The organism is Sphaerisporangium aureirubrum, assembly GCF_042658925.1.
GTDB classification, from domain to species: domain Bacteria; phylum Actinomycetota; class Actinomycetes; order Streptosporangiales; family Streptosporangiaceae; genus Sphaerisporangium; species Sphaerisporangium aureirubrum.
Map to the genome: position 1 here is coordinate 121,330 of NZ_JBHSRF010000010.1, position 25,993 is coordinate 147,322.

17 protein-coding genes are annotated in these 25,993 nt (G+C 67.4%); 10 read left to right on the top strand and 7 right to left on the bottom strand.

Going from position 1 to position 25,993, the window contains the following annotated elements:
- The first annotated feature begins 24 nt into the window (after positions 1-24).
- Positions 25-1,224: a cysteine desulfurase-like protein gene (locus ACFP1K_RS10515; RefSeq protein ID WP_380749827.1), complete on the top strand. Its 1,200-nt coding sequence runs from the start codon at positions 25-27 to the stop codon at positions 1,222-1,224.
- Positions 1,225-1,425: 201 nt separating this feature from the next.
- Here the strand turns inward: ACFP1K_RS10515 and ACFP1K_RS10520 are convergent, their stop codons facing one another.
- From ACFP1K_RS10520 to ACFP1K_RS10530, 3 genes are all read right to left on the bottom strand, one after another.
- Positions 1,426-1,920 carry a hypothetical protein gene (locus tag ACFP1K_RS10520; RefSeq protein WP_380749830.1) on the bottom strand — a complete coding sequence of 165 codons (495 nt, stop codon included), beginning with the start codon at positions 1,918-1,920 and terminating at the stop codon, positions 1,426-1,428.
- A 1-nt stretch (position 1,921) separates the two neighbouring features.
- Positions 1,922-9,454 carry a LamG-like jellyroll fold domain-containing protein gene (locus tag ACFP1K_RS10525; RefSeq protein ID WP_380749833.1) on the bottom strand — a complete coding sequence of 2,511 codons (7,533 nt, stop codon included), beginning with the start codon at positions 9,452-9,454 and terminating at the stop codon, positions 1,922-1,924.
- Positions 9,455-10,116: 662 nt separating this feature from the next.
- Positions 10,117-10,719, bottom strand: coding sequence for an SSI family serine proteinase inhibitor (locus tag ACFP1K_RS10530; protein WP_380749836.1), 603 nt, complete (start codon positions 10,717-10,719; stop codon positions 10,117-10,119).
- Between the two features lie 267 nt (positions 10,720-10,986).
- Between ACFP1K_RS10530 and ACFP1K_RS10535 the strand changes: the two genes are divergently transcribed.
- The 5 genes from ACFP1K_RS10535 to ACFP1K_RS10555 all read left to right on the top strand — a co-directional run bounded on the left by ACFP1K_RS10535 (position 10,987) and on the right by ACFP1K_RS10555 (position 19,496).
- Positions 10,987-12,495, top strand: a complete 1,509-nt coding sequence (locus ACFP1K_RS10535; protein ID WP_380749839.1) for a trypsin-like serine peptidase — start codon at positions 10,987-10,989, stop codon at positions 12,493-12,495.
- A 179-nt stretch (positions 12,496-12,674) separates the two neighbouring features.
- Complete coding sequence (locus ACFP1K_RS10540) at positions 12,675-13,862, top strand: trypsin-like serine peptidase (protein ID WP_380749842.1); 1,188 nt, start codon at positions 12,675-12,677, stop codon at positions 13,860-13,862.
- A 528-nt stretch (positions 13,863-14,390) separates the two neighbouring features.
- Positions 14,391-15,932 (top strand): trypsin-like serine peptidase, encoded by a 1,542-nt coding sequence (locus ACFP1K_RS10545; protein ID WP_380749845.1) that lies wholly within the window; start codon positions 14,391-14,393, stop codon positions 15,930-15,932.
- Positions 15,933-16,506: 574 nt separating this feature from the next.
- The gene (locus tag ACFP1K_RS10550; RefSeq protein ID WP_380749848.1) at positions 16,507-18,057 is read left to right on the top strand and encodes a trypsin-like serine peptidase; all 1,551 of its coding nucleotides are present in this window, start codon (positions 16,507-16,509) and stop codon (positions 18,055-18,057) included.
- Between the two features lie 362 nt (positions 18,058-18,419).
- The gene (locus tag ACFP1K_RS10555) at positions 18,420-19,496 is read left to right on the top strand and encodes a trypsin-like serine peptidase (RefSeq protein ID WP_380749851.1); all 1,077 of its coding nucleotides are present in this window, start codon (positions 18,420-18,422) and stop codon (positions 19,494-19,496) included.
- A 57-nt stretch (positions 19,497-19,553) separates the two neighbouring features.
- On the opposite strand, the gene ACFP1K_RS10560 is transcribed toward ACFP1K_RS10555, so the two are convergent.
- Positions 19,554-20,915: a hypothetical protein gene (locus tag ACFP1K_RS10560; RefSeq protein ID WP_380749854.1), complete on the bottom strand. Its 1,362-nt coding sequence runs from the start codon at positions 20,913-20,915 to the stop codon at positions 19,554-19,556.
- A gap of 272 nt (positions 20,916-21,187) precedes the next feature.
- Positions 21,188-22,318, bottom strand: a complete 1,131-nt coding sequence (locus ACFP1K_RS10565; RefSeq protein WP_380749990.1) for an NAD(P)-dependent malic enzyme — start codon at positions 22,316-22,318, stop codon at positions 21,188-21,190.
- A 455-nt stretch (positions 22,319-22,773) separates the two neighbouring features.
- On the opposite strand from ACFP1K_RS10565, the gene ACFP1K_RS10570 reads away from it, so the two are divergent.
- Positions 22,774-23,325 (top strand): CGNR zinc finger domain-containing protein, encoded by a 552-nt coding sequence (locus ACFP1K_RS10570; RefSeq protein WP_380749857.1) that lies wholly within the window; start codon positions 22,774-22,776, stop codon positions 23,323-23,325.
- A 2-nt stretch (positions 23,326-23,327) separates the two neighbouring features.
- Here the strand turns inward: ACFP1K_RS10570 and ACFP1K_RS10575 are convergent, their stop codons facing one another.
- On the bottom strand, positions 23,328-23,636 hold the full coding sequence (locus ACFP1K_RS10575; RefSeq protein ID WP_380749860.1) for a S24 family peptidase: 309 nt from the start codon (positions 23,634-23,636) through the stop codon (positions 23,328-23,330).
- Between the two features lie 92 nt (positions 23,637-23,728).
- Between ACFP1K_RS10575 and sodN the strand changes: the two genes are divergently transcribed.
- The 3 genes from sodN to ACFP1K_RS10590 all read left to right on the top strand — a co-directional run bounded on the left by sodN (position 23,729) and on the right by ACFP1K_RS10590 (position 25,575).
- Positions 23,729-24,130 carry a superoxide dismutase, Ni gene (gene sodN / locus ACFP1K_RS10580; protein ID WP_380749863.1) on the top strand — a complete coding sequence of 134 codons (402 nt, stop codon included), beginning with the start codon at positions 23,729-23,731 and terminating at the stop codon, positions 24,128-24,130.
- A 210-nt stretch (positions 24,131-24,340) separates the two neighbouring features.
- Positions 24,341-24,778: an anti-sigma factor gene (locus ACFP1K_RS10585; protein ID WP_380749866.1), complete on the top strand. Its 438-nt coding sequence runs from the start codon at positions 24,341-24,343 to the stop codon at positions 24,776-24,778.
- The gene (locus ACFP1K_RS10590) at positions 24,775-25,575 is read left to right on the top strand and encodes an RNA polymerase sigma factor SigF (RefSeq protein WP_380749869.1); all 801 of its coding nucleotides are present in this window, start codon (positions 24,775-24,777) and stop codon (positions 25,573-25,575) included. The genes ACFP1K_RS10585 and ACFP1K_RS10590 overlap by 4 nt, the downstream gene beginning before the upstream one ends.
- A 30-nt stretch (positions 25,576-25,605) precedes the next feature.
- Here ACFP1K_RS10590 and ACFP1K_RS10595 read toward each other — a convergent pair whose 3' ends face one another.
- Complete coding sequence (locus tag ACFP1K_RS10595) at positions 25,606-25,983, bottom strand: hypothetical protein (protein ID WP_380749872.1); 378 nt, start codon at positions 25,981-25,983, stop codon at positions 25,606-25,608.
- Between the last annotated feature and the right edge of the window lie 10 nt (positions 25,984-25,993).

Consider the following 25,993-nt stretch of genomic DNA (forward strand, 5'->3'; position numbering starts at 1 on the left):
TGTAGGCATTCGGGAGGGTTCGCGATGTATGACGTGGCAGCGGTAAGGAAACGGTTTCCCGCACTGAACGAAGGAGCGGCGCACTTCGACGGCCCCGGAGGCACGCAGGTGCCCGACACCGTCGCCGACGCGGTCGCGGAAACGCTCCGCTCGGCCGTCGCCAACCGGGGCTCGCGCACCGCCGCCGAACGCCGCGCCGACGACATCGTCCTACAGGCGCGCCACGCGATGGCCGACCTGCTCGGAGCCGTACCGTCAGGCATCGTTTTCGGCCGCAGCATGACCCAGCTCACCTACGACCTGGCCCGCACCCTGGCCAAGCAGTGGGGCCCCGGCGACGAGGTCATCGTCACCCGCCTGGACCACGACGCGAACATCCGCCCCTGGGTCCACGCCGCCGAGTCACGCGGCGCCACCATCCGCTGGGCCCCCTTCGACCGCGACACCGGGGAACTCCCCATCGAGGCGATCACCGCCCTGCTCAGCGAGCACACCCGCCTGGTCGCCGTCCCCGCCGCCTCGAACCTGCTGGGCACCCGCCCGGACGTCCCCACGATCGCCACCCACGTCCACGCCGCCGGCGCCCTGCTCTACGTGGACGGCGTCCACCTGACCCCTCACGCCCCCGTAGACATCACCACTCTGTCCGCCGACTTCTACGCCTGCTCCCCCTACAAGTTCCTCGGCCCCCACCTAGGCGTCCTCGCCGCCTCCCCCGCTCTCCTGGAAACCATCCACCCCGACAAACTCCTCCCCGCCACCGACGCCGTCCCCGAACGCTTCGAACACGGCACCCTCCCCTACGAACTACTCGCCGGAACTACCGCCGCCGTCGAATTCCTGGCGAAACTCGTCCCCGGCGACGGCCCCCGCCGCGACCGCCTGACACGCTCGATGACCGAACTGGAGCACCACGAGCAGTCCATGCTCGACCGCCTGGAACTCGGCCTGTCCAATATCCCCGCCGTACACCCCCACGGCTCCCCAACCCGCAAACGCACCCCCACCACCCTGTTCTCCATCGACGACATCCCCCCCACCAAGGCCCACGAGTTCCTAGCCACCCGCGCCGTCAACGCCCCCGCCGGCCACTTCTACGCCCTCGAATGCAGCCGCTGGCTAGGCCTCGGCGACACCGGCGCCATCCGCGCCGGCATAGCCCCCTACACTGACGAATCCGACGTCGACCGCCTACTGAAAGCCATCACGGAACTGGCCACCTGAGCCACGCGACGACCACCAGATCGATTGGAAGATTTGACGGCCACGGCTCATCCGCAGTAAAAGTGCACAACGGCCAGGTCGTCCACGGGAGCAACCATTTAATTTTGCCACTCTTCCGATCGCCCCATAATCGTCCGTGGTGAATCCCTAAACCCACACCCGGCAACTGCGCCGACAAGCCGGGTCCAGCTCGACCAGCCATCAGAGATCAGATCTGTGCCGAGATTTTTGGACGGCCATGTTCCTGATCCGCTTGGTCCGGCCATTTTCGGCAAGAACATTCAGAACAGTCTCGTCCGAGGCGTATTTCACAGCGCCAAACTGAAGCCAGTTCGACCAGTTCGCGACTTCCCTGGCGATACGCTCGGCGCTGTAATTTCCGCTACGGAGTTCGTCCAGCTTGGCGAGTTCCCTCATGCGTGTCCGCGCAAATTCCATGTGTTCTCTCGGCAGCAAGTCCACCCATCGACCCCGCTGATCGGATTCGATCCGCTCTATCATCATCACAACAGCCGCTGATTGGACCGCCGGGTCGCGTTCCAAGGCAAGGCAATCGAATAGGCTGGGGACAGCCGCCGGAGTATCCATAGCCAGCTTGTACAATCGCCAGCGTTCATGCTCATCGTTGAGATCTCCCACCTGCGAGCCTACCTGCTCGGCCAGGTCTCGCAGGTGTGCACGGGTCGATGGGGCCATATCAGCACCCACGGTATCGACGCATACTGTTCCTGACGCTATTGCGGATGGTCCTGATATTGTCCTCAACCACTTCCTGTTGCAATTTCGTCAACTCCCCGTCTCCCTCTAGCGGCTTTCCGTTTTGGCCGATTCTTATCTCCGGCCCGCCACCTCGCACGTGAGCATGAGGAGGCGGATGATCATTCGAGTGGATGATGATGCGGACACCTCGATCTCTGACTATTTCACCTACACCGTCATCGGGACCATTATGCACCAGAACACCGGCTGCCCCTGAATCGACATAGTAGGTGTGCATACCCGCGACGATTAGATTGTTAACGCGCTGATCAGCAGTCCACTTCCGGACGCCGGTGATCTGAACGTAGGCACCGGTACTAGTCTGCAGGAGCATGCCAGGACCCACTTGAGCAGCCGGGAACCACGCACGTTGTCTAGGCAGCCAGAACAGGTGACTATCAGTGGTGACCACCATCCCGGTGGAGCCGGTCTTGGCCCCCACGGGTCGCGTAGTTATTTCCACCAGGCTCTTGTCACCGTCACCTACGATCAAACCCAAGACCATTCGAGGAGCTGTCTTCCCGGTGGAGGGATCCGTGGCCAAGACCAGGTCGCCTACTTGAACTTCTTCGATTGGCTTGTGGGTGCCGTCGGCCATCACAACCGAGGTGCTGGGCACGAAGCTGTTACAAGGTCTCTGGTTCGGGGAACGGCGTGGCGGCACGGGGACGCGAGGAGACCGGGGCGCTCTGAGAGAGGGGGCTCCACCGAACTCCGCGCCGGCCAACAGGCCTGCCCCGTTCCAGAACCTTCGCCAGTCGGAACCATTGGGATCGCAACCATAGGCCAGGCAGTTGTACCACTCGGGCATATCCGGGTTGATAGTAGGCGGAGTGTTGATACCTGGGATCTTGATGATCGGTTCAGGCAGTCTGTCGATCAGATCTTCGTCGGGCTCACCTTGGGGCGACGGCGACTGAGGCGGATCTTCACACCCGACACAGTGGATCAGATCGGGTCTCTCGGGCGGGCACTCCGGGTCCGGTGAGTTGAAAGTGCAGTCCAGGGCTTCGGGTTCACCGGCATTAGGTTCGGTCGAGCACTTCTTGAAGTTCTTGCACGTGGGGCGGGACGAGAGCGGGGGGTCGCAGAAGCCCTTTTGGGGGCCCTTCTTACAGTCGAGCTTTTGCTTGGGGGGCGGGTTGCCGTTGTTTCCCCCTCCGCCACCGTTATTGCCGCCACCGCCGTTATTGTTTTTGTATCCCCACTTGTGCTCCATCGGTGACTCGTCGTTGTTGTTCCGGGGAGGGGGAGGCTTCGTCGGCAGAGGCGTGCACGGATAGTCGGCCGCACGACCCACGGCGGACCCGTCCCAATAATCGTCATAGCAGCCGTACGGCACTCCGTCCTTGTCTCGCGGGCCCCAGGGGTCGTCTCTGTCTGGATATGCATTGGGATCATCCTTGGCGGGGATGGTCATGTGGCCGCTTGGGTCTGTGCCGGTCAGAGGGGAGGCGTCCGCGTAGGTGTAGCGGTTGGAACGGATCGAGGGGATCGGGGAGAGGGTCTGGGTGTCCTGGGAGGCGAAGGTGCCGGTGCGGGGCCGGTACCAGCGGGCGTGCATGTTCACCTTGCCGGTGGTGGGGTCGGTGAATTCGCCTTGGTAGCCGAGAGAGGGGGAGATGCCGGTTTGAGCCGTCTTCTCGCCGAAGGGGTCGTAAGCGGTTGAGGCCGACAGTGCGGTCGCGGTGGGGGTGAAGGTGCCTACCACGTCGTCGTGGAGGTCGGTGAGGGCTAACTTGGGACCGGTGCCGTCGGAGATGGCGATGGGTTCGCCGGTCAGGCCTCGGGTGTATCTGGACTGGATCGTGCCGCCGGCGTCGGTCATGGCTACCATGTCGTTGGCCAGGTCGGCGTATAGGTAGCGGCTGGTGGTGCCGCTTTCCGTGCGGGAGGAGACGCGGTCCAGGGCATCGTAGGTGTAGGAGGATTCGCCGTCGCTGAGCATTCGGTCGAAGGCGTCGAACTTCAGGAGCTTGGTGGTGCCGGCCTTGGTTTCCGTGGCTGTGGTGCCTCGAGGGGTGTACGTGTAGGTGGTGCCGTCGCCGGAGGTCAAGCGGTTGCGAGCGTCGTAGGTGAAGGTCTTGGAGCCGGCGGTCAGGCGGTTGCCGGAGTCGTCCCAGGTGTAGGCCGTAGTAGAGCCGCCGGGGGCGGTCCAGGAGGTCAGGCGGTTGCTGCGGTCGTAGGCGTAGGTGTTGGCGCCTGCGCCGGCGGTGCCGGCTGTGGTCTTGGTGGTGAGATTGTCGTTGAGGTCGTAGGCGTAGGTGATGGAGGCGATGGCGGCGCCGGCGGACGTTTTCAGGGTGTCGCCGGTCAGCCGGTCCATGGTGTCGTAGGCGTAGGTGCGTTTGGGGCGGGTGCTGCCGTAGTCGAGACTGGTGAGGCGGTCGGCGTTGTCGTAGCCGTAGGTGTGGGTGGTGGCCGTCAAGGGGTCGGCCAGGGTTTGCAGGCGGTCGGCGTTGTCGTAGGTGAAGGTGGTGGTGCCTGCGGCGTCGGTGCGCTGGGCCAGGCGGTCGTTGGCGTCGTAGGTGAAGGACGACAGGTCGCCGGGAGTGCCGGTCTTGGCGGTCTTCAGCAGGAGGCCGCGGTCGTTGAAGGTGAGGGCCAGGTCGCCCGCGGTGGTGCGGCGGCCGGCCAGGTCGTAGGCGAAGGCGTTGGTCTGCGTGGGCTCTTCGGCTCCGGTGCCCGCTTCGGTCACCAGGCGGTCGAGGTTGTCGTAGGTGTTGGTGATCTGGACGCCGCCGGGCTGGAGGACCTTCACCTGGTTGCCGGAGGCGTCGTACGCGAAGGTCCAGGTGCGGTCGGCGAAGGTGGGGTGCGCGGCGGTGGAGGGTTCGACGCGGGACTCAACCAAGCCGAGGGTGTTGTACGTGGCCAAGGCGGCGTTGCCGCGGCCGTCGGTGGTGCGGGTGCGTTCGCCTGCGGCGTTGTAGCCGAAGGAGGTGGTGATGTTCGCGGAGGCCGTTACCGGCTCGACGAGCTGGGTGAGCTGGTCGGTGGCGTCGAAGGTGCGGTGGGTGACGTGGCCTTGGGGGCTGGTCTCGTCGACGAGGTTGCCGGCGGCGTCGTAGGCGAAGCCATAGGTGCGCTGGACGGTGCCGGTGGTGTTGAGGTCCTTGACGGCGGTGCGGCGGCCGGCCAGGTCGTACTCGGCGGTGGTGGCGTTGCCCAGCGGGTCGGTGATCTTGGTCATCCGGCCGGCGAGGTCGTAGGTGAAGGAGCTGGCGTGGCTGAGCGGGTCGGTACGGCTCGTGACCTCTCCGGCGGCGTTGATCACGGCCGAGGTGCGGTTGCCGGCGGGGCGTTTGACGGCGAACAGGTTGCCTGCCGTGTCGTACTCGTAGTTGGTGACGAGCGCGGCGGCGGTCGGTTTGCGTTCGATCTGGGTGGAGGTCACCTGGCGGCCGAGGCCGTCGTAGGTGGCCTCGGTGCGGGCGCCGGTCGGGTCGGTGGACGACAAGGGCTCGCCGGTGAGGGTGTAGGTGTAGTCCCAGTTGCCGCGGGTCGCGCCGGTCGTGGCGGGCGGGTCGGTCACCCGGACCTGGCGGCCGAGCTTGTCGTAGACGGCGTTGGAGACATTGCCCCGGGGGTCGGTGACCGAGATCATCCGGCCCGCCGCGTCGTACCCGTACGAGGTCTGCGGGGTGAGCAGTGTGCCGCCCGGCGGTGTGTACGGGGTGCCGGTGACCGAGGTGACGCGGCCCGCGCGGTCGTAGGCGGTGACGCCGCTCCTGCCCTCGGGGGCCGTCTGGTGAGTCTGCTCACCCGCCGTGTTGTAGCCGGCGCGCGAGGTGGGACGCTCGGTGACGGCGGGGCCGCCGCGTTCGACGCTCACCGGCGGGGCCTCGGCCTTGATTGTGCGGCCGAGCGTGTCGTAGCTGATCAGGGTGGTGTAGTCCAGGCGGGTGGCGCCGGCCGCGTTGCCCCGGGGGTCGGTGACCTCGGTGGGCAGGCCGCGGTCGTCGACCGTCCACGTGGTCTTCAGGTCCGTGGCGCCGTTCTCCACGGTCCGCTCGATCAGGCGGTCACCGGCGTCGTACCCGTAGGACTCCTGCTCGGTGCGGCTGGTCCCGGCGGCGGTCCAGATCGTCTTGGTGACGTTGGTGTTGGCGTCGTAGGTGTAGGCGGCCTTCCTGGCCAAGACGGTGGGGTCCAGGGTGGAGGACGTCATGCGGCTCGCGGCGTCGTAGACGTAGTCCACCCGGGTCTTGCCGCCCCCGGCGTCCTGCCGGGTGAGATTCCCGGCCGCGTCGTAGGTGGAGGAGGTCAGCTCCACGTCGACGGGAGTGTTGGACGCGTTGAGCTTGACCTGGTCGGCGATCTCCTTGGCGAGGGAGTTGTCGCCGTTGTAGGTGTATCGCGTCTTACGTCCGAGCGCGTCGGTCTGGGAAGCGAGCCGCCCGCCGTCGTCGTAGGCGTAGGAGCGGATGACCACGTTCTGCGCCGGTTGCGGGGCGAGCGGGCTGCCCGTCCAGCCCATCAGGGTGACGGTGGCGGCCTGATCGCGCGGGGTGTAGGCGTAGGCGTGCACGGCGCCGGCGGCGTCGGTGGTGCTGGTCAGGTTGCCCTTGTGGTCGTACGTGGTCTGGCGCGTCCCGCCTTCCGGCCCGGTCACCTCTTCCACCCGGCCGTAGGTGTCGTACTCGTAGGAGGTCGTCCGGGCAGGGTCGCCGCCGGTGAGATCGGTCAGGGTCTCGCTGAGTTTGTTGCCGTCGTCGTCGTAGGTGTAGCCGGTCTCCGGCGTGTGGGTGACGTTGCTGATGTCGTTGTGGACCCCGGAACCGGTCACCTTGGACAGGCGGCCGTAGGTGTCGTACGTGTACGTGGTGGTGCCGGTGTTCTGCCCGCCGGACACCTGCGCGGCAGTGGTCCTGCGGCCGATCGCGTCGTAGCCGTACGTGGTGACCAGGCCGGTCGGCTCGGTGACCCGGGCCAGGTCGCCGGCGGCGGTGTAGGCGTAGGTGCGCTGGTTGTTCTTGGGGTCGGTCGAGGTCTCCAGGAGACCGGCGGGGGTGGTGCCGCCGCCGATGGCCGGTTCGGTGCCGTCGGTGTAGGCGGAGACGGTCGATCGGCCGAGGGGGAAGTCCAGGGTGGCCGGGGTGGTCTCCTTGGACTGCGCGCCGAAGGCGGTGTACTCCCACTTGGTGGCGTACGTGTTGCTGGTGGGGCCGCTCGACCGTGGGTCCCGGTACGCGGTCATCTGGTCGTTGCGCGGGTCGAAGGGGTCGGACGTGTTGAGGTGGTACGCGGCGTACGTCGTCTGACAGTTTCCCGCCGACCGGCACCGTTTCATGCTGAGCTCGTTGCCACGCTCGTCGTGGGTGAGCTCGGTGACGTTCCCGTTCGGATCGGTGGTCTTCGCGAGGAAACCGCCGGTGTCGTATTCGAAGAGCGTCTTCTTGGCGAGCTGGTCGGTCACCGACTGGATGCGCTGGTAAGCCTGGTCATAGCTCGTCTTCAGCGTGCCGTTGTGCGGATCGGTGACCGTGATCACATAGTCGGCCGTGTCGGGGTCGTAGGTCATCTGGCCGACCTGCCACGTCCCCCCGTTGTTGTCCACGTGGGTGCTCAGGCGGCCCTTCACCGACTCGTACGTGTTGCTCGCCCAGGTGCGGCCGGAGGGGAGCGTGGCGGTGGTGAGCTGCGGCGTGGTGAGACGGGCGGCGTAGTGTTCCTGGACCTGGGTGGCGCTGAGCGCCTTGTCGTAGATCGCGACTTCGTCGATGCGGCCGGTGAAGGGGAACTTGGCCGGGGTCGAGGTGGTCGCGGGCCAGCTCGACGAGGTCTGGCCGTTGCCGATCTGGGCGTACTGCTGGTTGCTCATCTCGACGAAACTGGATCTGGTGCCGACCACCGCGCCGTCCAGATAGAGGATCTGCGAACTGCCGGTGGAGGACAGGACCACGTGGTGCCAGGCGTTGTTGTTCACCGTGCCGGTGGACGTGATCGGCGTCTCGCCCCCGAGCTGGCCGCGTAACTTTCCGTCCGTGCCGACGTAGAGCACCGGCATGTAGTTGGCGTAGAGGTCGTTCGAGAAACGCGTGTCCTGTGACCCGAGGATGGTGCCGGAGGTGCTGGTCCGGAACCACGCCTCCACCGAAAGGCGCCCGCCCAGCAGGTTGAGGCTGTTCTCCGGGAGATCGACGTAGCTGATCGACGACCCGGAGAACGACGCGGCGGTGTCGGTGGAGCCGGCGAGCGCACCCGGGACACCGGTCGCACAGCACCCGCTGTACTGGGCCAGGGACTGCGCCAATCCTTCGTCCGTGGCGAACGGCACGGCAGCTTCGCCCAGCCGCCAGTAGTGCAGGGGAACGGAGTTGAGCACCGTACTGCGGTAGGCGGAGCCGTCGGCGTAGCTGTACTGAGTGCAGGCCGACGTGCTGCCTGGCCCGCACACCTTGGTCAGCTTGTCCCCGTCGTAGGTGTAGTTCCACGCCAGCGGCTGGCCCGCCACGGGGTTCGTGGCCACGCTGGTCACGTGGGAGCCGGTCCAGGTGAACGTCAGCGAGCGGCCGCCGACGGCGGTCGCCGTGGCGAGTTTGCCGCCGGTGCCGTAGGTCAGGTCCACGCCTCGTCCGCGCCCGTCGGCCAGCCGGGTCAACCGGCCGGTGGCGCCGAAGATGTAGGACATCCCGGACTTGTCCATCAGCCGCCAGCCACCCCCGCTCACGGTGGCCAAGGTGTAGTAGAGCCCCCGGGGTGAGGCGTACGTCCCGTTGCCCTTGTCGCCGAACCTCACCTGCGATCCGTCCGGACGGGTGAGCAGCAGCGTTCCGCTCTCGGGCTCGGGCACCAGTTTGGTGTCCCACTGTGTCGACCAGCCCGTGCCGAAGATCCCGACGCGCGGGTCGGTGCTGTTGTAGGTGCGGGTGACGTCCAGCGACGGGCCGGCCGTCGCGACGGAGGCGTCCGTCACCGACGAGGTGTAGTTCCCCACCAGGGCGTTGAACTCCCGGCCGTGGGAACTCTTCGCGAGGTCGGCGTTGATGCGCGGCTGGGGAACCATGACGGTGAACCGCTGCCACTCGGACGTGATGTGGCCGCCCTCCATATCGGAGACCTGGACGTACCACCAGGCCTCCTGGCCCCACTTCAAGTAGCCCGGCGGTACCTGCACCGCCCCCACGGGAGCGGCACCAAATCCACCTACATTCGGCAAAAAGGCGCAGTCCTCGAACTCATCCGGCACCTCGGCTTTGACGGGACACACGATGAAGTCGTAGACCACCGGGTCGAGCGGAGCCGGCACGGCCGAGGTCCCGTACGCCGCCACGATCGGGGTCGTGGACGTCACCGAACCCGCGTCGTTCGGGTACGTCCACCACAGGGTCGGCGGCGGGGCCGACGAGGCGGCGCCGGACCGCAACTGGTGCTGTTCCCGGGTCTCGGCCGCGCGGGCCTTCAGGGGGTCGTTTCCCGCGGACAGCCCCCGGAGCCTTCGGATCTCGTCGGCCCTTCGCTTGCGCACCTCAGGCGGAAAGTGCTCGGAAGGACTCATCCTCGGGGTACGCGTGGTCAGCGGCAGCGCGCCTTCCGGGCGCTCCGGATCGCGGGCCGATGTCGACGGTGCGGCCTTCTCCGCGGTGACCCCGGCGGGCACCGCGTGAGAACGTCCGGCCGCGGTACCGGCCTCCTGCACGGGCGTTCGCACGTCCGCGGCGGAGATCAGTGTCTCCGGCGGGACCGCGGCCTTCGCCGTGGCCTTCGGCGTCAGTTCTCCCGGTACCCCGACTCCGGAAATCATCACCGCCGAGGCGGCGAGAACCGGGATGACAAATCGTAACGACGCACGCGACCATAACCGGCGCATTGATTTCCCCTTGAGCCCCGTGAAAGAAAATCGCTCCCCGCAGGCCAGTGCAAGAATCCGGCCAACAAATATGACCTGAAACGTATGCAGCTACCGGTGTCATTACAAGTGTGATCTGCATCACACTTCACTCGGCTCAGGAAGGAATCACGGAGAGTCGTCACGAGGTTCGGGACGAGCCAGACGCTCATGGCGGAGTTCAAGCAGGTCAAAGGATCGATCGAAGGATTAATGACATATATCCGGAGCAATTCTTCAACCGGACAGGAATTTCCAGGGAGCAATAAAAACGAGCGGGAAATTCCCTGGAGCGCGATACGTCAGCGGGTGCCGAGATCGAAGACGGCGCCGGTGGTGGCACGGAGTTCGCAGGGGTTGACGAAGGTGTGTTCATAGCTCAGGCGCTGGGTGTCCCATAGGCCGGAGGCGTAGACGGTCACCGGATCGTATTCGGTGGTGCATTTTTGGTCGGGTTTCGCGTTGAGTTCGTTCAGGTCGGCGGAGACCGGTTCCAGGAGGCGGCAGGCGTCGGCGGCCTTGGGGTGGGTGCCGGAGGCGGGGGCGCACTGGAGGAGGACGGCGTGGTCGGCGGGAGTGGGGGACTCGCCTTTGGCGACGCTGAGAAGGAGGGCGCGGCGGATGTCCTTGCGGGCGGCCAGGGCGGCGGTGAGGACGGAGCGGCGCTTGGTGAGGCGGGTCAGGTCGGGGACGGTCAGGCGGGCGCCGGGGGTGGAGGGGCGAGCACCGGTCACTCCGCCCCTGACACCGGCCGCCGCGGCGTGGCCGGCCGTCGCTCCGGAGGAGTGGGCGGCGGTCGATCCGGAGGGCTGGGAGGTTGTCGCTCGGGGGGTGTGGGCCGTGGCGGGGTGGGTGGCGGCCAGGGTGAGGGCGCAGGTGGTGAGAAGGAGTCGGTGCGGTCGCATTTGGTGTCCCCGATCTTGCTTGAGCTGGGTGGTCGCCGGCCCCCTGCGTCCGCGGGTTGGTCAGATGCTCCGGACCTGATCAACGAGCGAAATTGGACGCATCAGGTATCTCTCCGGTTCCACCGGTTTCATAACAAGGCGATAACGGACCATACCTTTTGTCCGGTTTGGGGGTCCGTAGGCAAGATCGCCGGAGTACGGTCTTGGCTTGTCTCTTTACCCACTCATGGGACCTTCCCGGGCATCCCATGACAAAGAAGGAGCTCAATGAACTCCCGAGCAAAGCGTCTGATCCTCCCTCTCGGTGGCGCGATCATCGCCACCGGCATGATCGGCGCGACCCTCAGCACCTCGGCGCAGGCCGAGAGCAAGCCGGCGCCGCGTAAGACGGGCTCGCTTGTGTCCAGCAACGGCGCGAAGGCCATCGCGGGCAGCTGGACTCCGAGCAAGCTGAAGGCCGCGAAGAACTACCTCGAGGACTCCACGCACTCCGGCAACCTCAAGAAGAGCACCCAGAAGGCCTCCGCCGACGGCAAGGCCGGGTCGGTCGCCCCGATCGGGGCGGGCGGCAAGACGGCCGGCGTCTCGAAGAACGTCAACCTTCCCACCAACGTGGGCAAGGTGTTCTTCCAGGTCGACGGCAAGCCGTACTGGTGTTCCGGCACGTCCGTGCAGTCCAAGTACCGCAACCTGGTCGCCACGGCGGGGCACTGCGTGTACGACACCGACAAGAACAGCTTCGTGGACAACTGGGTCTTCATCCCCGGTTACTACAAGGGCAAGGCGCCCTGGGGCGTGTACGTCGGCGCCAAGGTCAACCTGCACCACGACTTCTCGGTGTACGAGGACTACGACTACGACTACGCGTTCGTCAACGTCTACAACGGCGTGAAGCAGACCGGTGACAAGGTCGTCAACAAGGAGACCTTCGACGCCTACAAGGGTCCGAAGTGGGCCAAGGACGTCGAGATCACCGCGGCCGAGTACCAGAAGTGCTACGACGAGCACGGCGGCGAGACCGCCGACTGCTGGTCGAAGACCACCGGCAGCGAGACGGTCCTGCCGTGGGGCACCGCGGGTGGCGAGAAGGTGCTCAAGGAGGTGACCAAGGAGGAGTTCGACAAGGCCCCGGCCTGGAACGCCAAGGTCAACTACTCCAAGGCACCCGCCAAGACCTCCACGGAGATCGTGGACGAGGCCACCTACAAGAACTACAAGGGCCCCGGCTACAAGAAGATCGTCGACTCGGCGTACACCATCACCCACTACTACGTGAAGTACTGGGTGAAGAAGTCGAGCACGAAGAAGTACTACAAGACGGTCTTCTACATCAAGGAGCTGGTGGACGCCGGCCGTCTCGGCGACAACGTCGGCGGCCAGGGCTTCACCTGGAACCGCAGCACCACGGCCAAGCAGTTCGCCTTCGGCTACCCGACGGCCGCGCACCTCGACGGCAACAAGGCGTACACCGGCGAGACCATGAAGTGGTGCTACGGCCAGACGTCCGCGGCGCCCGCCGTGCCGAAGTACAAGGCCGAGGAGCAGATCGGCATCAAGTGCGCCTTCACCCCGGGCGCCACCGGTGGTCCGTTCCTGATCGTGTACAAGAGCGCCTCGCGCACCGGTTACCTCAACGGCGTCGTGAGCCTCACGCTCGACACCGACGGGAACCAGCGGTACGACCGGATCACCACGCCGTACTTCAACAGCGACACGTACGGCATCTACAAGTACGCCGCCAACCTGTACACCGGCAAGCTCTCCACGAGCAGCTGACGCGGGTGTGGTGAGGTGGGGGGCCGGGCCGAGACCCGGCCCCCCACCGGCGTCATCCAGGGGCGCGTCCCATAACGAAGTGAACCCAGCAACACCAAGTCACGTGTATAAGGGTGCCCAGTCTGGAAAAATCGCCCTTCACTGTTGTGTCCCATGTATTTGATCACTGGAAGGTACGAATGCCCTCCCGAGCGAAGCGGATCATGCTCACGCTGAGCGGCGCGCTGGCGACCGCCGGTGTGATCCTTTCCGCCGTCCCGGGACCGGCGCAGGCGTCCTCCAGCGCATCCGCGCCCGACGGCATCACCACCGTCGCGCTGGCGCAGAGCAAGGCGGACAAGCAGAAGGTCGTCGACTGGTGGACGCCCGACCGGCTGAAGCACGCGAGCAGCTACGCTCCGCGCACCTCGTCCGGCGGCGGATCCAGCCCGAGTCCCACCGCCTCGGCGTCCACGACGAGCCCCGCGGCGGCCGAGGTGGGCGGCATCCTCGCCGCCGCGAACGGCAAGGCGTCAACGCTCAACGGGGTGGTTCCGCCGAAGGCCGCGCCGAAGAGCCTCACCTCCAGGAACGTCAACCTCCCGCCGACCGTCGGCAAGGTGTTCTTCCGGATCGGCGACGCCGAGTACTGGTGCTCGGCCTCGTCCCTCCACTCCCCCAGGTACGGCAACCTGGTCGCGACCGCGGGCCACTGCGCCTACGACGTCAAGCAGGCCAAGCCGGTCGAGTCCTGGGTGTTCATCCCCGCCTACACCGGCGACGGCGCCACGCCGTACGGCATCTACGTCGGTCACACGCTGCACCTCAACGAGAGGTACGCCGCGACCGGCGACTTCGACTTCGACTACGCGTTCGTCACGGTGCACCACGGCTACCGGTGGGACCTGGACAAGAACCCCGACGGCACGCCCAAGAAGGACGCCAAGGGCATGCCGGTCTACAAGGTGGTGGACACCGGGCGGCTGGAGGACAACGTCGGCGGGCAGGGGTTCGCCTGGAACCGCGGCCATGTTGTCGCGGCGTACGCGTTCGGGTACCCGGCCGGTCCGCATCCCGACGGCACGCGGCCTTTCACCGGCCGGCGCATGGAGTCGTGCCTGACCCGCGCCACCAGCAAGATCTCCACGCAGAAGTGGGAGCTGGACGGCGGCGTGCTGTTCGGCAAGTGCGCGTTCACCGCGGGGGCAAGCGGCGGCCCCTGGCTGATCAAGTACAGCGGCGCCAAGCGCCTCGGGTACCTCAACGGCGTGAACAGCCTCACCTGGGACCTGAACGGCGACGGGAAGTACGACGGGATCTCCTCGCCGTACTTCAACACGGCGACCTACCAGGTGTACGCCTACGCGACCCGGCAGAAGACCGACTGACACCCCTGGAACCACTGACGAGGCCCGGCGATCGCCGGGCCTTTCGTCGTTCCTGGCGGGGTGCGGGCGGCACGGACGACCGAAATCTCGTGATTTGGCCCGTTCCCGGGGAGAAAACTTCCGCCGCGCGGCCGAAGTCCCCGGAGGACCCCCCAGAAGGGCTGTCCGTCGCGTCGGGTTCGATCTTGTGACCGAGCCCTTAGACGTAGCCACCCCCCGATTCGGCTCCCTCGATCCGATGTGATGTGCGTCACACTCCCGTGGACGCCCACCGGATCGGTTCACTCAAGTCACATTGGCCCCATTCTGCCCACACATGGTGTGATCTGCGGGAACAGGGGTGGCCCGGCCGCTTCTGACAGCCGGAGTCGACAGCCCGACAAGTCACGAGCAGATCACGGCCGGACCGGCACCAAAAATGGTTCGGTTTCCAGTTACCGCCGACAAGATCTCCTCTGTATCTTCTGGCTATCCCTTTACTGACGCATGGGGCGCAGGAAGCGTTCCACGCCAGCCCAAGGAGTTCCCTTGAACACCCGAGTCAAGCGTCTCGCCCTCCCGCTGGGCGGAGCCCTCGCCGCCACCAGCATGATCGGCGCCACCCTGGTCACCTCGGCCAGCGCGACGACCGCCCCCGCCAAGAAGGTCGTGTCCCTGGCCTCCTCCAGCGGCGCCCAGAAGGTCGCCGACTACTGGAGCAGCAACCGCGGCGCCAACTTCAAGGCCGCCGCCCAGTACACCAGCGACTCGCAGGTGTCGGGCAAGGTCAAGCTCGGCGGTGGCGACGCCACCCCCGACGGCAAGGCCGGCACCGTGCCCCCGATCGGTCTGGAGAAGGTCACCCCGACCAAGGTCAAGAACGTCAACCTGCCGAAGACCATCGGCAAGGTGTTCTTCACCGTCGGGGACAAGGAGTACTGGTGCTCCGCGTCCTCGGTTCAGGCCAAGTACCGTAACCTGGTCGCCACCGCCGGTCACTGCGTGTTCGACGACGGCCTCCAGAACGGCGCCCTGGACAACTGGGTGTTCGTCCCCGGCTACTACCAGGGCAAGGCGCCCTGGGGCATCTACGTCGGCAAGGCCGCCTACACCCACTACGACCTGGCCGTCTACGAGGACTACGACAGCGACTACGCTTTCGTGACCGTCTACAACGGCATCGCCTACGCGGGCGAGAAGGTTGTCTCCAAGGACGCCTGGGACAAGTGGCAGGGCTACAAGTACGCCAAGGACGTGGAGATCACGTTCGAGGAGTACAAGAAGAAGGTTGACGAGAACGGCGGCGAGTCCGTCGACGCGTGGGCCAAGACCACTGGCGCCGAGACCGTCATTCCCTGGACCACCCCGGGCGGCACTGTCGTCTACAAGGAAGTGTCCAAGGACGACTGGGACAAGGCTCCTTCCGAGAACAGCCCGGTGAACTACCACAAGGCCAAGTTCAAGAAGCCCGTCACCGAGATCGTTGACGAGGCGACCTACAAGGCCTACACCGGCCTGGGCTACAAGAAGATCGTCGATGGCGCCTTCACCATCACCCACTACTTCGTGGCCTACAAGGTGAAGCAGACCAGCACCACCAAGTACTACAAGACGGTCTTCTACATCGAGTACTACAAGGACGCGGGTCGCCTCGGCGACAACGTGGGTGGCCAGGGCTTCACCTGGAACCAGAAGGTCGGCCAGCCGGTCTACGTCTTCGGTTACCCCGCGGCCCCGCACCCCGACGGTGACAAGCCGTTCACCGGTGTCACGCCGAAGTGGTGCTACGGCAAGACCTTCGCTGCCGCTGCGGCCGCGAAGTTCAAGGCCGAGGCCCAGATCGGTCTCAAGTGCTCCATGACCGCCGGTTCCTCGGGCGGCCCCTGGATCCTGAAGTACAGCAGCACCAAGCGTCTCGGCTACATCAACGGTGTCACCAGCCTCATCGGTGACGCTGACGGCAACGGCCGGATCGACTTCAGCACCTCGCCGTACTTCGACAGCGAGACCTACGCGATCTACAAGTCCGCCGCCAACCTCTGGTCCGGCTCGATCGTCACCAAGGACGGCGACCTGGTCACCAAGGCCTGACGTTCTAGCCAGCTAGAGCTCAGCGGTGTGATGTAGTACCAGCGTTAACCAGCAGGGCCCGGCGTTCGCGCCGGGCCCTGTCGGCGTTTCCGGGCCGTTCGCGTGGAAGGGCGCCACGTCCGCGCCTTCGGGGCGATCCGCACGGAGCGGCCCGTGTCCCCCGGCGAGCCGCGCACGGCGCGCAGGCCGCCGCTGAGGGCCGCGCAGGGGTGTTTCCGGCCGGCTGGACCGCCTGTGGGGCGCTTAGACGTAACGAGGCCCCGATTCGGCTCCATCGATCGAGTGTGATCTGCGTCACACTGCCGCGGGTCCACGAGACCGTCAAATCACTTTGACCACATTCGAACCACTCGGTTCACATACTGCCTGATCTGCGAGTAAGCCTCGCTGTCGGCGTCCGGCGGCCGGCGTCACTGATCCAGTGATCAGGTTACGAAAGGGTCACGCACCGGCAAGGCCGAAAATACATAGCCAATGGGGCGTACAGCCCAAGATCCCCTATGTATCTTCATGGCTATCCCTTTACTGACGCATGGCACGCAAGATGCGTTCCACGACAGCCCAAGGAGTTTCCTTGAACACCCGAGTCAAGCGTCTCGCCCTCCCCTTGGGCGGAGCCCTCGCCGCCACCAGCATGATCGGCGCCACCCTGGTCTCCTCCGCCAGCGCGACGACCGCCCCCACCAAGAAGACGGTGAGCCTGGCTTCCTCCAGCGGCGCGCAGAAGGTCGCGGACTACTGGAGCAGCAACCGTGGCGCCAACTTCAAGGCCGCCGCGCAGTACACCAGCGACTCGCAGGTGTCGGGCAAGGTCAAGCTCGGCGGCGGTGACGCCGCTCCCGACGGCAAGTCCGGCACCGTGCCGCCCACCGGTCTGGAGAAGGTCACCCCGACCAAGGTCAAGAACGTCAACCTGCCGAAGACCATCGGCAAGGTGTTCTTCACCGTCGGGGACAAGGAGTACTGGTGCTCCGGCTCCTCCGTCCAGTCCAAGTACCGCAACCTGGTCGCCACCGCGGGTCACTGCGTGTTCGACGAGGGCCTGCAGGCCGGCGCGCTGGACAACTGGGTGTTCGTCCCGGGTTACTACCAGGGCAAGGCGCCGTGGGGCATCTACGTCGGCAAGGCCGCCTACACCCACTACGACCTCGCGGTGTACGAGGACTTCGACAGCGACTACGCCTTCGTCACGGTCTACAACGGCATCGCCTACTCCGGCGAGAAGGTCGTCTCCAAGGACGCGTACGAGAAGTGGCAGGGCTACAAGTACGCCAAGGACGTGGAGATCACGGAGGCGGAGTACAAGAAGTGCGTTGACGAGCACGGCGGCGAGACCGTCGACTGCTGGGCCAAGACCACCGGCAGCGAGATCGTCGTTCCCTGGGCCACCCCCGGCGCGGACACCGCGACGAAGGAAGTGACCAAGGAGGAGTACGACAAGGCCGTCGCGATCCCGCAGAACGCCAACTTCCACCAGGCCAAGAACCTCAGCTACCCCGAGGTCCCGGCCGACATCGTGGACGAGGCGACCTACAAGGCGTACCCCGGCCCGGGCTACAAGAAGATCGTGGATGGCGCCTTCACCATCCAGCACTACTTCATCGCCTACAAGGTGAAGAAGAGCAGCACCACCAAGTACTTCAAGACGGTCTTCATCGTCGAGCTGTACAAGGACGCCGGTCGCCTGGGCGACAACGTCGGTGGCCAGGGCTTCACCTGGAACCAGAAGGTCGGCCAGCCGGTCTTCGTGTTCGGCTACCCCGCGGCCCCGCACCCCGACGGTGACAAGCCGTTCACCGGTGTCACGCCGAAGTGGTGCTACGGCAAGACCTTCGCCGCCAAGCCGGCCGCGAAGTTCAAGGCCGAGGCCCAGATCGGTCTCAAGTGCTCCATGACCGCCGGCTCGTCGGGCGGCCCCTGGATCCTGAAGTACAGCAGCACCAAGCGTCTCGGCTACATCAACGGTGTCACCAGCCTCATCGGTGACGCTGACGGCAACGGCCGGATCGACTTCAGCACCTCGCCGTACTTCGACAGCGAGACCTACGCGATCTACAAGTCCGCCGCCAACCTCTGGTCCGGCAAGATCGTGACCGCCGACGGTGACCTGGTCACCAAGGCCTGACGTTCTGCTCCGCTAGAACGCAGCAGCACCCAGCAGGGCCCGGCGTTCGCGCCGGGCCCTGCGCCCTGTGCGGCCCCATTCGCCCCACGACGCTCATCCGTCTCGGGCGGTGTACCGCACAACATGTGATTTACCTCACACTGGACCTCTCTCAACGCCTGGGCCACGGCCCATTGGACCGCTTCCACCAGCAGTTCCCCTCGTGGTGATCAATGACCCGCCCGGATCGCCACCCTTGTCCAAGCTCATAGGCGCTTGCCATATACAGCCCCTTCATCAAGATCCCCCGGATAGGTTCTTATCGTCCCTTTTAGGGACCACTGGGGCAGGAGTCATCTCCTGTGGCTAAACAAGGAGTCTCATTGAACACCCGAGTCAAGCGCTTCATGCTCCCTCTCGGTGGCACGGTCATCGCCACCGGCATGATCGCCGTCTCCCTCACCTCCGCGGGCGCCGCCTCCGCGGCCGCGCCGGCGAACGACGCCCTGGCCTCCACCAAGGCCGCCGCGCTCGACACCGTGAAGTTCTGGACGGCCAACGGCGGTAAGTCGCTGAAGTCCGCGACCAAGTACACCGAGGACACCGCCACCAAGGCGAAGATCAAGCTCGGTGGCGGCGACGCGGCCCCCGACGGCAAGACCGGCACGGTCCCGCCGATCGGCCAGGAGAAGGTCACCCCGACCAAGGTGAAGAACGTCAACCTGCCGCGCACCATCGGCAAGATCTTCTTCCGCCTCGACGGCAAGACCTACTGGTGCTCCGGCTCGTCGGTCCAGGGCAAGTACCGCAACCTGGTGGCCACCGCCGGGCACTGCGTCTACGACACCGACGCCAACCGCGACACGCTGGACCGCTGGGTCTTCATCCCGGGCTACTACCAGGGCAAGGCTCCCTGGGGCATCTACGTGGGCAAGTCCGCCTACACGCACTTCGACCTCGCCGTGTACGAGGACTTCGACAGCGACTACGCCTTCGTCAACGTCTACAACGGCGTCGAGGCGCGCACCTGGAAGGACGTCGGCCGTCTCGGCGACAACGTGGGCGGCCAGGGCTTCGCCTGGAACCAGCCCATCGGCAAGCCGGTCTACGCCTTCGGCTACCCCGCCGGCCCGCACCCGGATGGCGACCGCCCCTACACCGGGCACACGCCGAAGTACTGCTACGGCAAGACCTCGGCCGCCGGCGCGGTCAGCGCGTTCAAGGCCGAAGCGCAGATCGCCATCAAGTGCTCCTTCACCGCGGGCGCCTCGGGCGGCCCCTGGATCGCCGGGTACAGCAGCACCAAGCGCCTCGGTTACATCAACGGTGTGACCAGCCTGGTGGGCGACGCCGACGGCAACGAGCGCTACGACTTCGCCACCTCGCCGTACTTCGACAGCGAGACCTACGCGGTCTACAAGCTGGCCTCGAACCTGTGGTCCGGCAAGATCGGTAAGTAAGCTCCACGCGGTGCGGGGCCCGGCGTACGCCGGGCCCCGTCCTGTTTTCCCGGCCCCTCAGGCGGCCGGCGCCAGCTGCCCGGCCCGCTCCACCAGCGCGGCCACCACGGGCTCCGCGCTGAGCGGCGTGAGACGCCTGCGCAGGTCGGCGACGTAGGACCTGGTGCGCGCCGACTGCAGGCCCGTCGCGAGGTCCAGCGCGGACGCACCCGCCAGGCACGCCTCGTCCAGCTCGCCGCACAGGGCGTGCGCCGAGGCGAGCAGCGACAGGTTGAACATGCGCCCCCGGACGAACCGGCCGTCCATGTCGAGCGATCTGCGCGCGTATCGCACGGCCTGCGTCCCGTCCCCGAGGTCACGGAAGCAGTGGGCGTACTTGGCCGCGAGGTAGGCCTCGTCGAAGTAGCGGATCCACTCGGGCTCCTCCTCCGGGCGGCGCCGGTCGAAGGCCAGGTCGGCCTGGTGGAGCGCCAGGGCGCACGCCGAGCCGTCCGACAGGGCGGCGTGCGCGTGGGCCTCCATCACGTACGCCTCGGCCAGCAGGGACGGCACGGCTGCGCTCCTGGCGGACAGCTGCGCCGCCCTGGCGAGGTCGAGCGCGTGCCGGGGCTGGCCGATGTAGATGGCCTGGTGTGCCAGGCCCGCCAGCACCTCGCCGCCGAGGCCTTCGTCGCCCGCTCCCCTGGCGAGGCTCAGCGCCTGGATCAGATGGCGCTGCGCCAGGCCGTGCTGCTCCAGGTCGTAGGCCATCCAGCCGGCGAGCCGGGTGGCCTCGGCCGCGGCGGAGGCCAGGGCCCGGCCGGTGGCCTCGCCGTAGACGCCGTCCTTGAGCAGCGGCGCGACCGCGGAGTCGAGATATCTGACCACCGCGGCGCGGACCCTGCCGCCGCCGAAGCGGTTGTCGAGCTCGCCGAACGAGCGGGTCACCTCGCGGATGGCGGCGATGTCGGGGGCCCCGACCCTGCGCGGGCCCTCCGCCTCTGGGAATCCACCGGGGGGAGATGTGAGCCAGCGCAGGGCTCCCGCCGAGCCCGCGCCGACCGTGAAGGCGGAGTCGAGCAGGAATCTGCGCCGCTCCATGTCCGCCCTCCATAATGCTGTCACGATCTGGACACCCTCCTGCCACGCGTCGCTGAAGCGCTGCCCGAGATCGAGGGGCGTGGCTCCCCCCGCCATCCCGAGATCCTCGGGGGTGACCGGCCGTCCCAGCCGCAGCGCGAAGATCTCGGCGAGCAGCTCCGGCACGGGGTCGCGCGGTCGCTGCCCGGCCATCCAGCGCAGCACCGAGCTGTGGTCGTACGTCAGCCCGGCCAGGCCGTGGGCGCCTCCGAGATCGTTGAGCCTGCGGGCCAGCCCCTTGTGGGAGATGCCGGCCTCGGCGATGAGGTGGCGAAGCAGGTGGTTGGGCTCGCGTCGCATCGCTTCCCCAGGGCTCACGGTCGGTCAACGAGGTTCCGTCCCGCCCGGCAAGCCCTCCCCTGCGTGACGGCGTACGCCCGTCGTGCTCGCTCTTGTCCGGTGGGTAACGGAGAGTTTTTGTTATAGCACGTTGAGTGACATGGTGGGGGAATTCCCGAGACTTGACGCTGAGGAGTGAAACCTCACGATCAGACCAAGGATGGTCACCGAGAAGCCCTGCCCGCCGCGGGCGCGGCGGGCAGGGCTTCGGTGAGCTGGAGGAAGGCGGGACGCTACTTGCGGGCCACGCCGTCCTGGCGGGCCTGGGCGGCGACCGCGGCGATCACCGCAGGCGCGACGCGGGCGTCGAACGGGCTGGGGATGACGTAGTCGTGCGCCAGGTCGCCGCCCACCACGCCGGCCAGCGCGCGGGCCGCGGCGACCTTCATGTTCTCGGTGATGGCCGAGGCGCGCACGTCCAGCGCGCCGCGGAACACGCCGGGGAAGGCCAGCACGTTGTTGATCTGGTTGGGGAAGTCGGACCGGCCGGTGGCCACGACCCTGGCGTGCCGCCGGGCGAGGTCGGGGTGGATCTCGGGCGTCGGGTTGGACAGCGCGAAGACGATCGCGTCGCCCGCCATGGACGCCACGGCCCGCTCGGCGAGCGTGGAGCCGGACAGGCCGATGAACACGTCGGCCCCGGCCAGCGCCTCCTCGGTGGACCCGGTGTGGCCGGCGCGGTTGGTGCGGGCGGCGAGCCCCTGCTTGACGGGGTTCAGCCCGTCGCGGCCCTGGTAGATCATGCCCTTGGAGTCGGACACCGCGATGTCGCCGATGCCGGCGTTGAGCAGCATGTTGGTGACCGCGACCCCGGACGCGCCCGCGCCCGCGACCACGGCCCGCAGGTCGCCGAGGGTGCGGCCGGTGAGCCGGGCGGCGTTCTGGAGCGCGGCGAGCACCACGATGGCGGTGCCGTGCTGGTCGTCGTGGAAGACGGGGATGTCGAGCAGGGCACGCAGGCGGTCCTCGACCTCGAAGCAGCGGGGGGCGCTGATGTCCTCGAGGTTGATGCCGCCGAACGACGGGGCGAGCCGCACCACGGTCTCGACCAGCGCGTCCACGTCGGTGCAGTCGAGGCAGACCGGCACCGCGTCGACGCCGCCGAACTCCTTGAACAGCAGCGCCTTGCCCTCCATGACCGGCATGGCCGCCGCCGGGCCGATGTCGCCGAGGCCGAGCACGGCCGTGCCGTCGCTGACCACGGCGACGACGCCGGAGACCCAGGTGTACTCGTTGACGAGGTCGGGCTGCTCGGCGATGGCGGTGCAGACGCGGGCGACGCCCGGGGTGTAGGCCAGCGACAGGTCGTCGGCGTCGCGCACGGGGACGGTGGAGCGGACCTCCAGCTTGCCCCCGCGGTGCATGGCGAACGCGGGATCCAGGTCGAGTGATTCCAATGCGGAGAACGGCGTGACTGCCACAGCGACCCCTGTGTCGTAAGGACGGATTCCTTCGGTAGACGCCGCAGTGAGCGAGGCCCAGGCTTCGGTAGCCGCCCGGCGGCCGTCGTCGTTGACGGTCGTCTGATGAGGGGGTACGGGGGTCACCCGTCGCTCGATTGTGCCACATACGCCAGACGCCCGCCGTAGTCGTGTGGTGCGATCACCACTGCGCCGGGGTCCCCGGCCCGGATCGTGCCCCACAGCGCCTGCCCCGGCACCCCGGCATCCCCTTGCATCTGCCCGTACCCCCGCATTTCCTCGCAATACCCCCATATGTCGCCTAGACCCTGCAAACCCCCGGGCCGCGCCCGATCACCGCCCCGGCGGCCGGTCGTGTAATACTCGTAGTCCGGACTCATCCCTTACCTGGACCTACGTTGGACCTGATCTCGTACGCCGAACTCGCGGTACTGCTGGTCAACAGCGGCAGCGCCCTGGACTCGCTCGAGGACGCCAAGCGGCTGCTCACCGAGGCGGGCCGCGAGAAGGACGCCGCCCGGCTCACCCGCGCCGACCTGGCCATCCTGCGCGAACTACGCCGCGAGCTGGCCACGGTCTTCGCCGCCGCGGCCCGCCAGGACGAACACGGCGCCGTGGAGCGGCTCAACGCCCTGCTGACCAGACACCCCGTGCACCCGCAGATCACCCGCCACGACGGCCACCACTGGCACCTCCACCTGACCGAGGGCGGCCGCCTGAGCGGCGAGTACGCCGCCGCCGCCGTGATGGGCCTGACCGCCCTGGTCACCGGCCTGGGCGTGGACCGCCTGGGCATCTGCCAGTCCGATCCGTGCCGCCGCGCCTACCTGGACACCTCCTCCAACCGCTCCCGCCGCTACTGCTCGGAGCGGTGCGCCAGCCGCGCCAACGTCGCCGCCTACCGCGCCCGCCGCCGCGACGCCGCGAAGGTGCCCTCCACCGGGGCGTGACGTCAGCGGAAGCGGGACAGGCGGCGCAGGGGGGCGTAGCGGAGGGTCACGCGGCCGACGATGCCGGCGTCCGGGACGGCGCCGAAGTCCCAGCTGTCCTTGCGGCCGGGGGCGCGCTGGTTCTCGCTCTCCAGCCACCAGCCGTCCTCGGCGCGCAGGACGGCGCGTTTGACGATCAGCTGGGACGGGTTTCCCGGCAGGCGTGCGACGACCAGATCGCCGGGGCGGATCAAGGCCCGGCGGCGGACGAGCAGGCGGTCGCCGGGGCGCAGGACGGGCAGCATGGAGTCTCCGGCGACGCGTACGTTCATGAACGACATCCCCCTCCTCCGTGGCGATTCGACCCGAGTAAGTTGGGGACTACAGGACATCAGTGTCCAGTCATCGTCAAGGAAGGAAACCGATGCTCGCACGACTGCTGCGGACAGGCCACGTCGCCTCCGCGCACTGCGATCTCCCTTGCGGCGTCTATGACCCGGCGCAGGCCCGCATAGAGGCGGAGTCCGTGAAGGCGATCATGCAGAAGTACGCCGACAACGACGACCCCGTGTTCCGCGCACGGGCCCTGAACATCAAGGAGGAGCGGGCCGAACTCGTCAAGCACCACCTCTGGGTGTTGTGGACCGACTACTTCAAGCCCCCGCACGTGGAGCAGTACCCGCAGCTCCACCAGCTCTTCTGGGACGCCACCAAGCTCGCGGGCGCGGCCGGCGCCAAGGGCACGGTCGACCTCGCCAAGGCGGAGGACCTCCTCGGAAAGATCGACGAGATCTCGAAGATCTTCTGGGAGACCAAGGCCGCCTGAGGGCCGGACCGGTAACCGGCCTCGCGCGGCCGAGGGCTCGCGCGGGGCCGGCGGTTTGCCCCGGGGCATAGACGTCAAGCCAGGGTCAGCGGGACGTCACGGAAACCCGCCCGCAATCACGCAAGATCAGCACTATCGGCGCGTCCCAGTCCCGCATCAGCGGGCCGGGGGCGGTAAGTTGCTAGTCAGCAGCTCTGCGCGAGGAGGAACGTGACCGACGAGACAGCGACGCGTGCAGATGGCATCTCCGGCGGCCTGGCGGGGATCCGTGACGCGGTGAGCGTGCGGCTGCCGGCCGCGAGCGCCTATCTGTCGGTGCTCCGAACGGCCACCGCGGGCCTCGCGGCACGGCTCGACTTCACGCTGGACGAGATCGAGGACCTGCGGATCGCGGTCGACGAAGCGTGTGCCATGTTGCTCGGCCATGCCGTGCCCGGCACCGATCTGATCGCCGAGTTCGAGCTGACCGGCCAGGAGATGATCGTCCGGGTCGAGGTGAGCACGGTCGGCCAGGCGGAGCCCAAGCGGGACGACTTCGCCTGGATGGTTCTCACCGCGCTGGCCGACAGTGTGGACGCCGAGACCGACACCCCCGATCGCATGGCCATCGTGCTGCACAAGCGCCGAGGCGCTGCGAGGCCGCTGTGACGGAGAGGACCCGAGCCGTGGCCGGCAGTGACAGCACCGTCCCCGACAGGGTGCGGGCTCGTGGGCTGTTCAGTGAGCTGGCCGAGCTGCCCGCGGACGACCCGCGGCGGCAGCGCATCCGCGACGAGCTGGTCGAGCTCCACCTGCCTCTGGTCGAATACCTCGCACGCCGGTTTCGCAACCGCGGCGAGTGGCTCGACGACCTCACCCAGGTGGCCACCATCGGCCTGATCAAGTCGATCGACCGCTTCGACCTGGCCCGCGGGGTCGAGTTCTCCACCTACGCCACCCCCACCATCGTGGGGGAGATCAAGCGTCACTTCCGCGACAAGGGCTGGGCGGTCCGCGTGCCGCGCCGCCTTCAAGAGCTCAAGCTCTCCCTCACCAAGGCGATCAGCGAGCTGTCGCAGCGCCAGGGCCGGGCGCCCACCGTGGCGGAGCTCGCCACCCATCTGGCGATGACCGAGGAAGAGGTGCTGGAGGGCCTGGAGTCCGCCAACGCCTACTCCACCGTCTCCCTCGACGCCCCGGACTCCGGGGACGACGACGCCCCCGCCGTGTCCGACTCCCTCGGCATCGTGGACGAGTCGCTGGAGGGCGTGGAGTACCGCGAGTCGCTGAAGCCGCTGCTGGAGCGGCTTCCGCCGCGCGAGAAGCGCATCCTGCTGCTGCGGTTCTTCGGCAACATGACCCAGTCGCAGATCGCCACCGAGCTCGGCATCTCGCAGATGCACGTCTCGCGCCTGCTCGCCCGCACGCTGGCGCAGCTGCGCGAGGGCCTCACCGCCGAGGACTGACCCACCCGCCGAGGCGCCGGGTGGGTCACCTCATTCTTTGATCATCGCCCGGGTCGTCGGGGGCGCCAGCAGCGCGCCCACGCCGGCCAGCGCCAGGGCGAGCAGCAGCACGCCGGGCACGTACTGCGCCGACTGCACCAGCGAGATCCCCACCGGCACCGAGAAGATCTGTGTGACCACGCCCGGGGCGCGGCTCCACCGGGCGGCGGACAGCACGCCCCAGGCCACCCACACCAGCGCGGCGCCGACCACGACGCCGAGCGCGGAGATCACGATGGAGTCGCCCACGGCGGACGGCGCGCCGACGACGGTCTGCACTCCGGCGTATCCGCCGAGCGCCATCGCGGTGAGCCCCTCGACCGCCAGCACGGCCGCGGCGACGATCAAGGTCGCCGGTCGGTTGAACATATCGGGACCC

What these genes read in the sequence shown, in the direction of transcription:
- ACFP1K_RS10515 (WP_380749827.1), top strand. Translation starts at nt 25, where the DNA reads ATGTATGACGTGGCAGCGGTAAGGAAACGGTTTCCCGCACTGAACGAA.
- ACFP1K_RS10520 (WP_380749830.1), bottom strand. Translation starts at nt 1,920, where the DNA reads ATGGCCCCATCGACCCGTGCACACCTGCGAGACCTGGCCGAGCAGGTA.
- ACFP1K_RS10530 (WP_380749836.1), bottom strand. Translation starts at nt 10,719, where the DNA reads ATGCGACCGCACCGACTCCTTCTCACCACCTGCGCCCTCACCCTGGCC.
- ACFP1K_RS10535 (WP_380749839.1), top strand. Translation starts at nt 10,987, where the DNA reads ATGAACTCCCGAGCAAAGCGTCTGATCCTCCCTCTCGGTGGCGCGATC.
- ACFP1K_RS10540 (WP_380749842.1), top strand. Translation starts at nt 12,675, where the DNA reads ATGCCCTCCCGAGCGAAGCGGATCATGCTCACGCTGAGCGGCGCGCTG.
- ACFP1K_RS10560 (WP_380749854.1), bottom strand. Translation starts at nt 20,915, where the DNA reads ATGCGACGCGAGCCCAACCACCTGCTTCGCCACCTCATCGCCGAGGCC.
- ACFP1K_RS10565 (WP_380749990.1), bottom strand. Translation starts at nt 22,318, where the DNA reads ATGCACCGCGGGGGCAAGCTGGAGGTCCGCTCCACCGTCCCCGTGCGC.
- ACFP1K_RS10575 (WP_380749860.1), bottom strand. Translation starts at nt 23,636, where the DNA reads ATGAACGTACGCGTCGCCGGAGACTCCATGCTGCCCGTCCTGCGCCCC.
- sodN (WP_380749863.1), top strand. Translation starts at nt 23,729, where the DNA reads ATGCTCGCACGACTGCTGCGGACAGGCCACGTCGCCTCCGCGCACTGC.
- ACFP1K_RS10595 (WP_380749872.1), bottom strand. Translation starts at nt 25,983, where the DNA reads ATGTTCAACCGACCGGCGACCTTGATCGTCGCCGCGGCCGTGCTGGCG.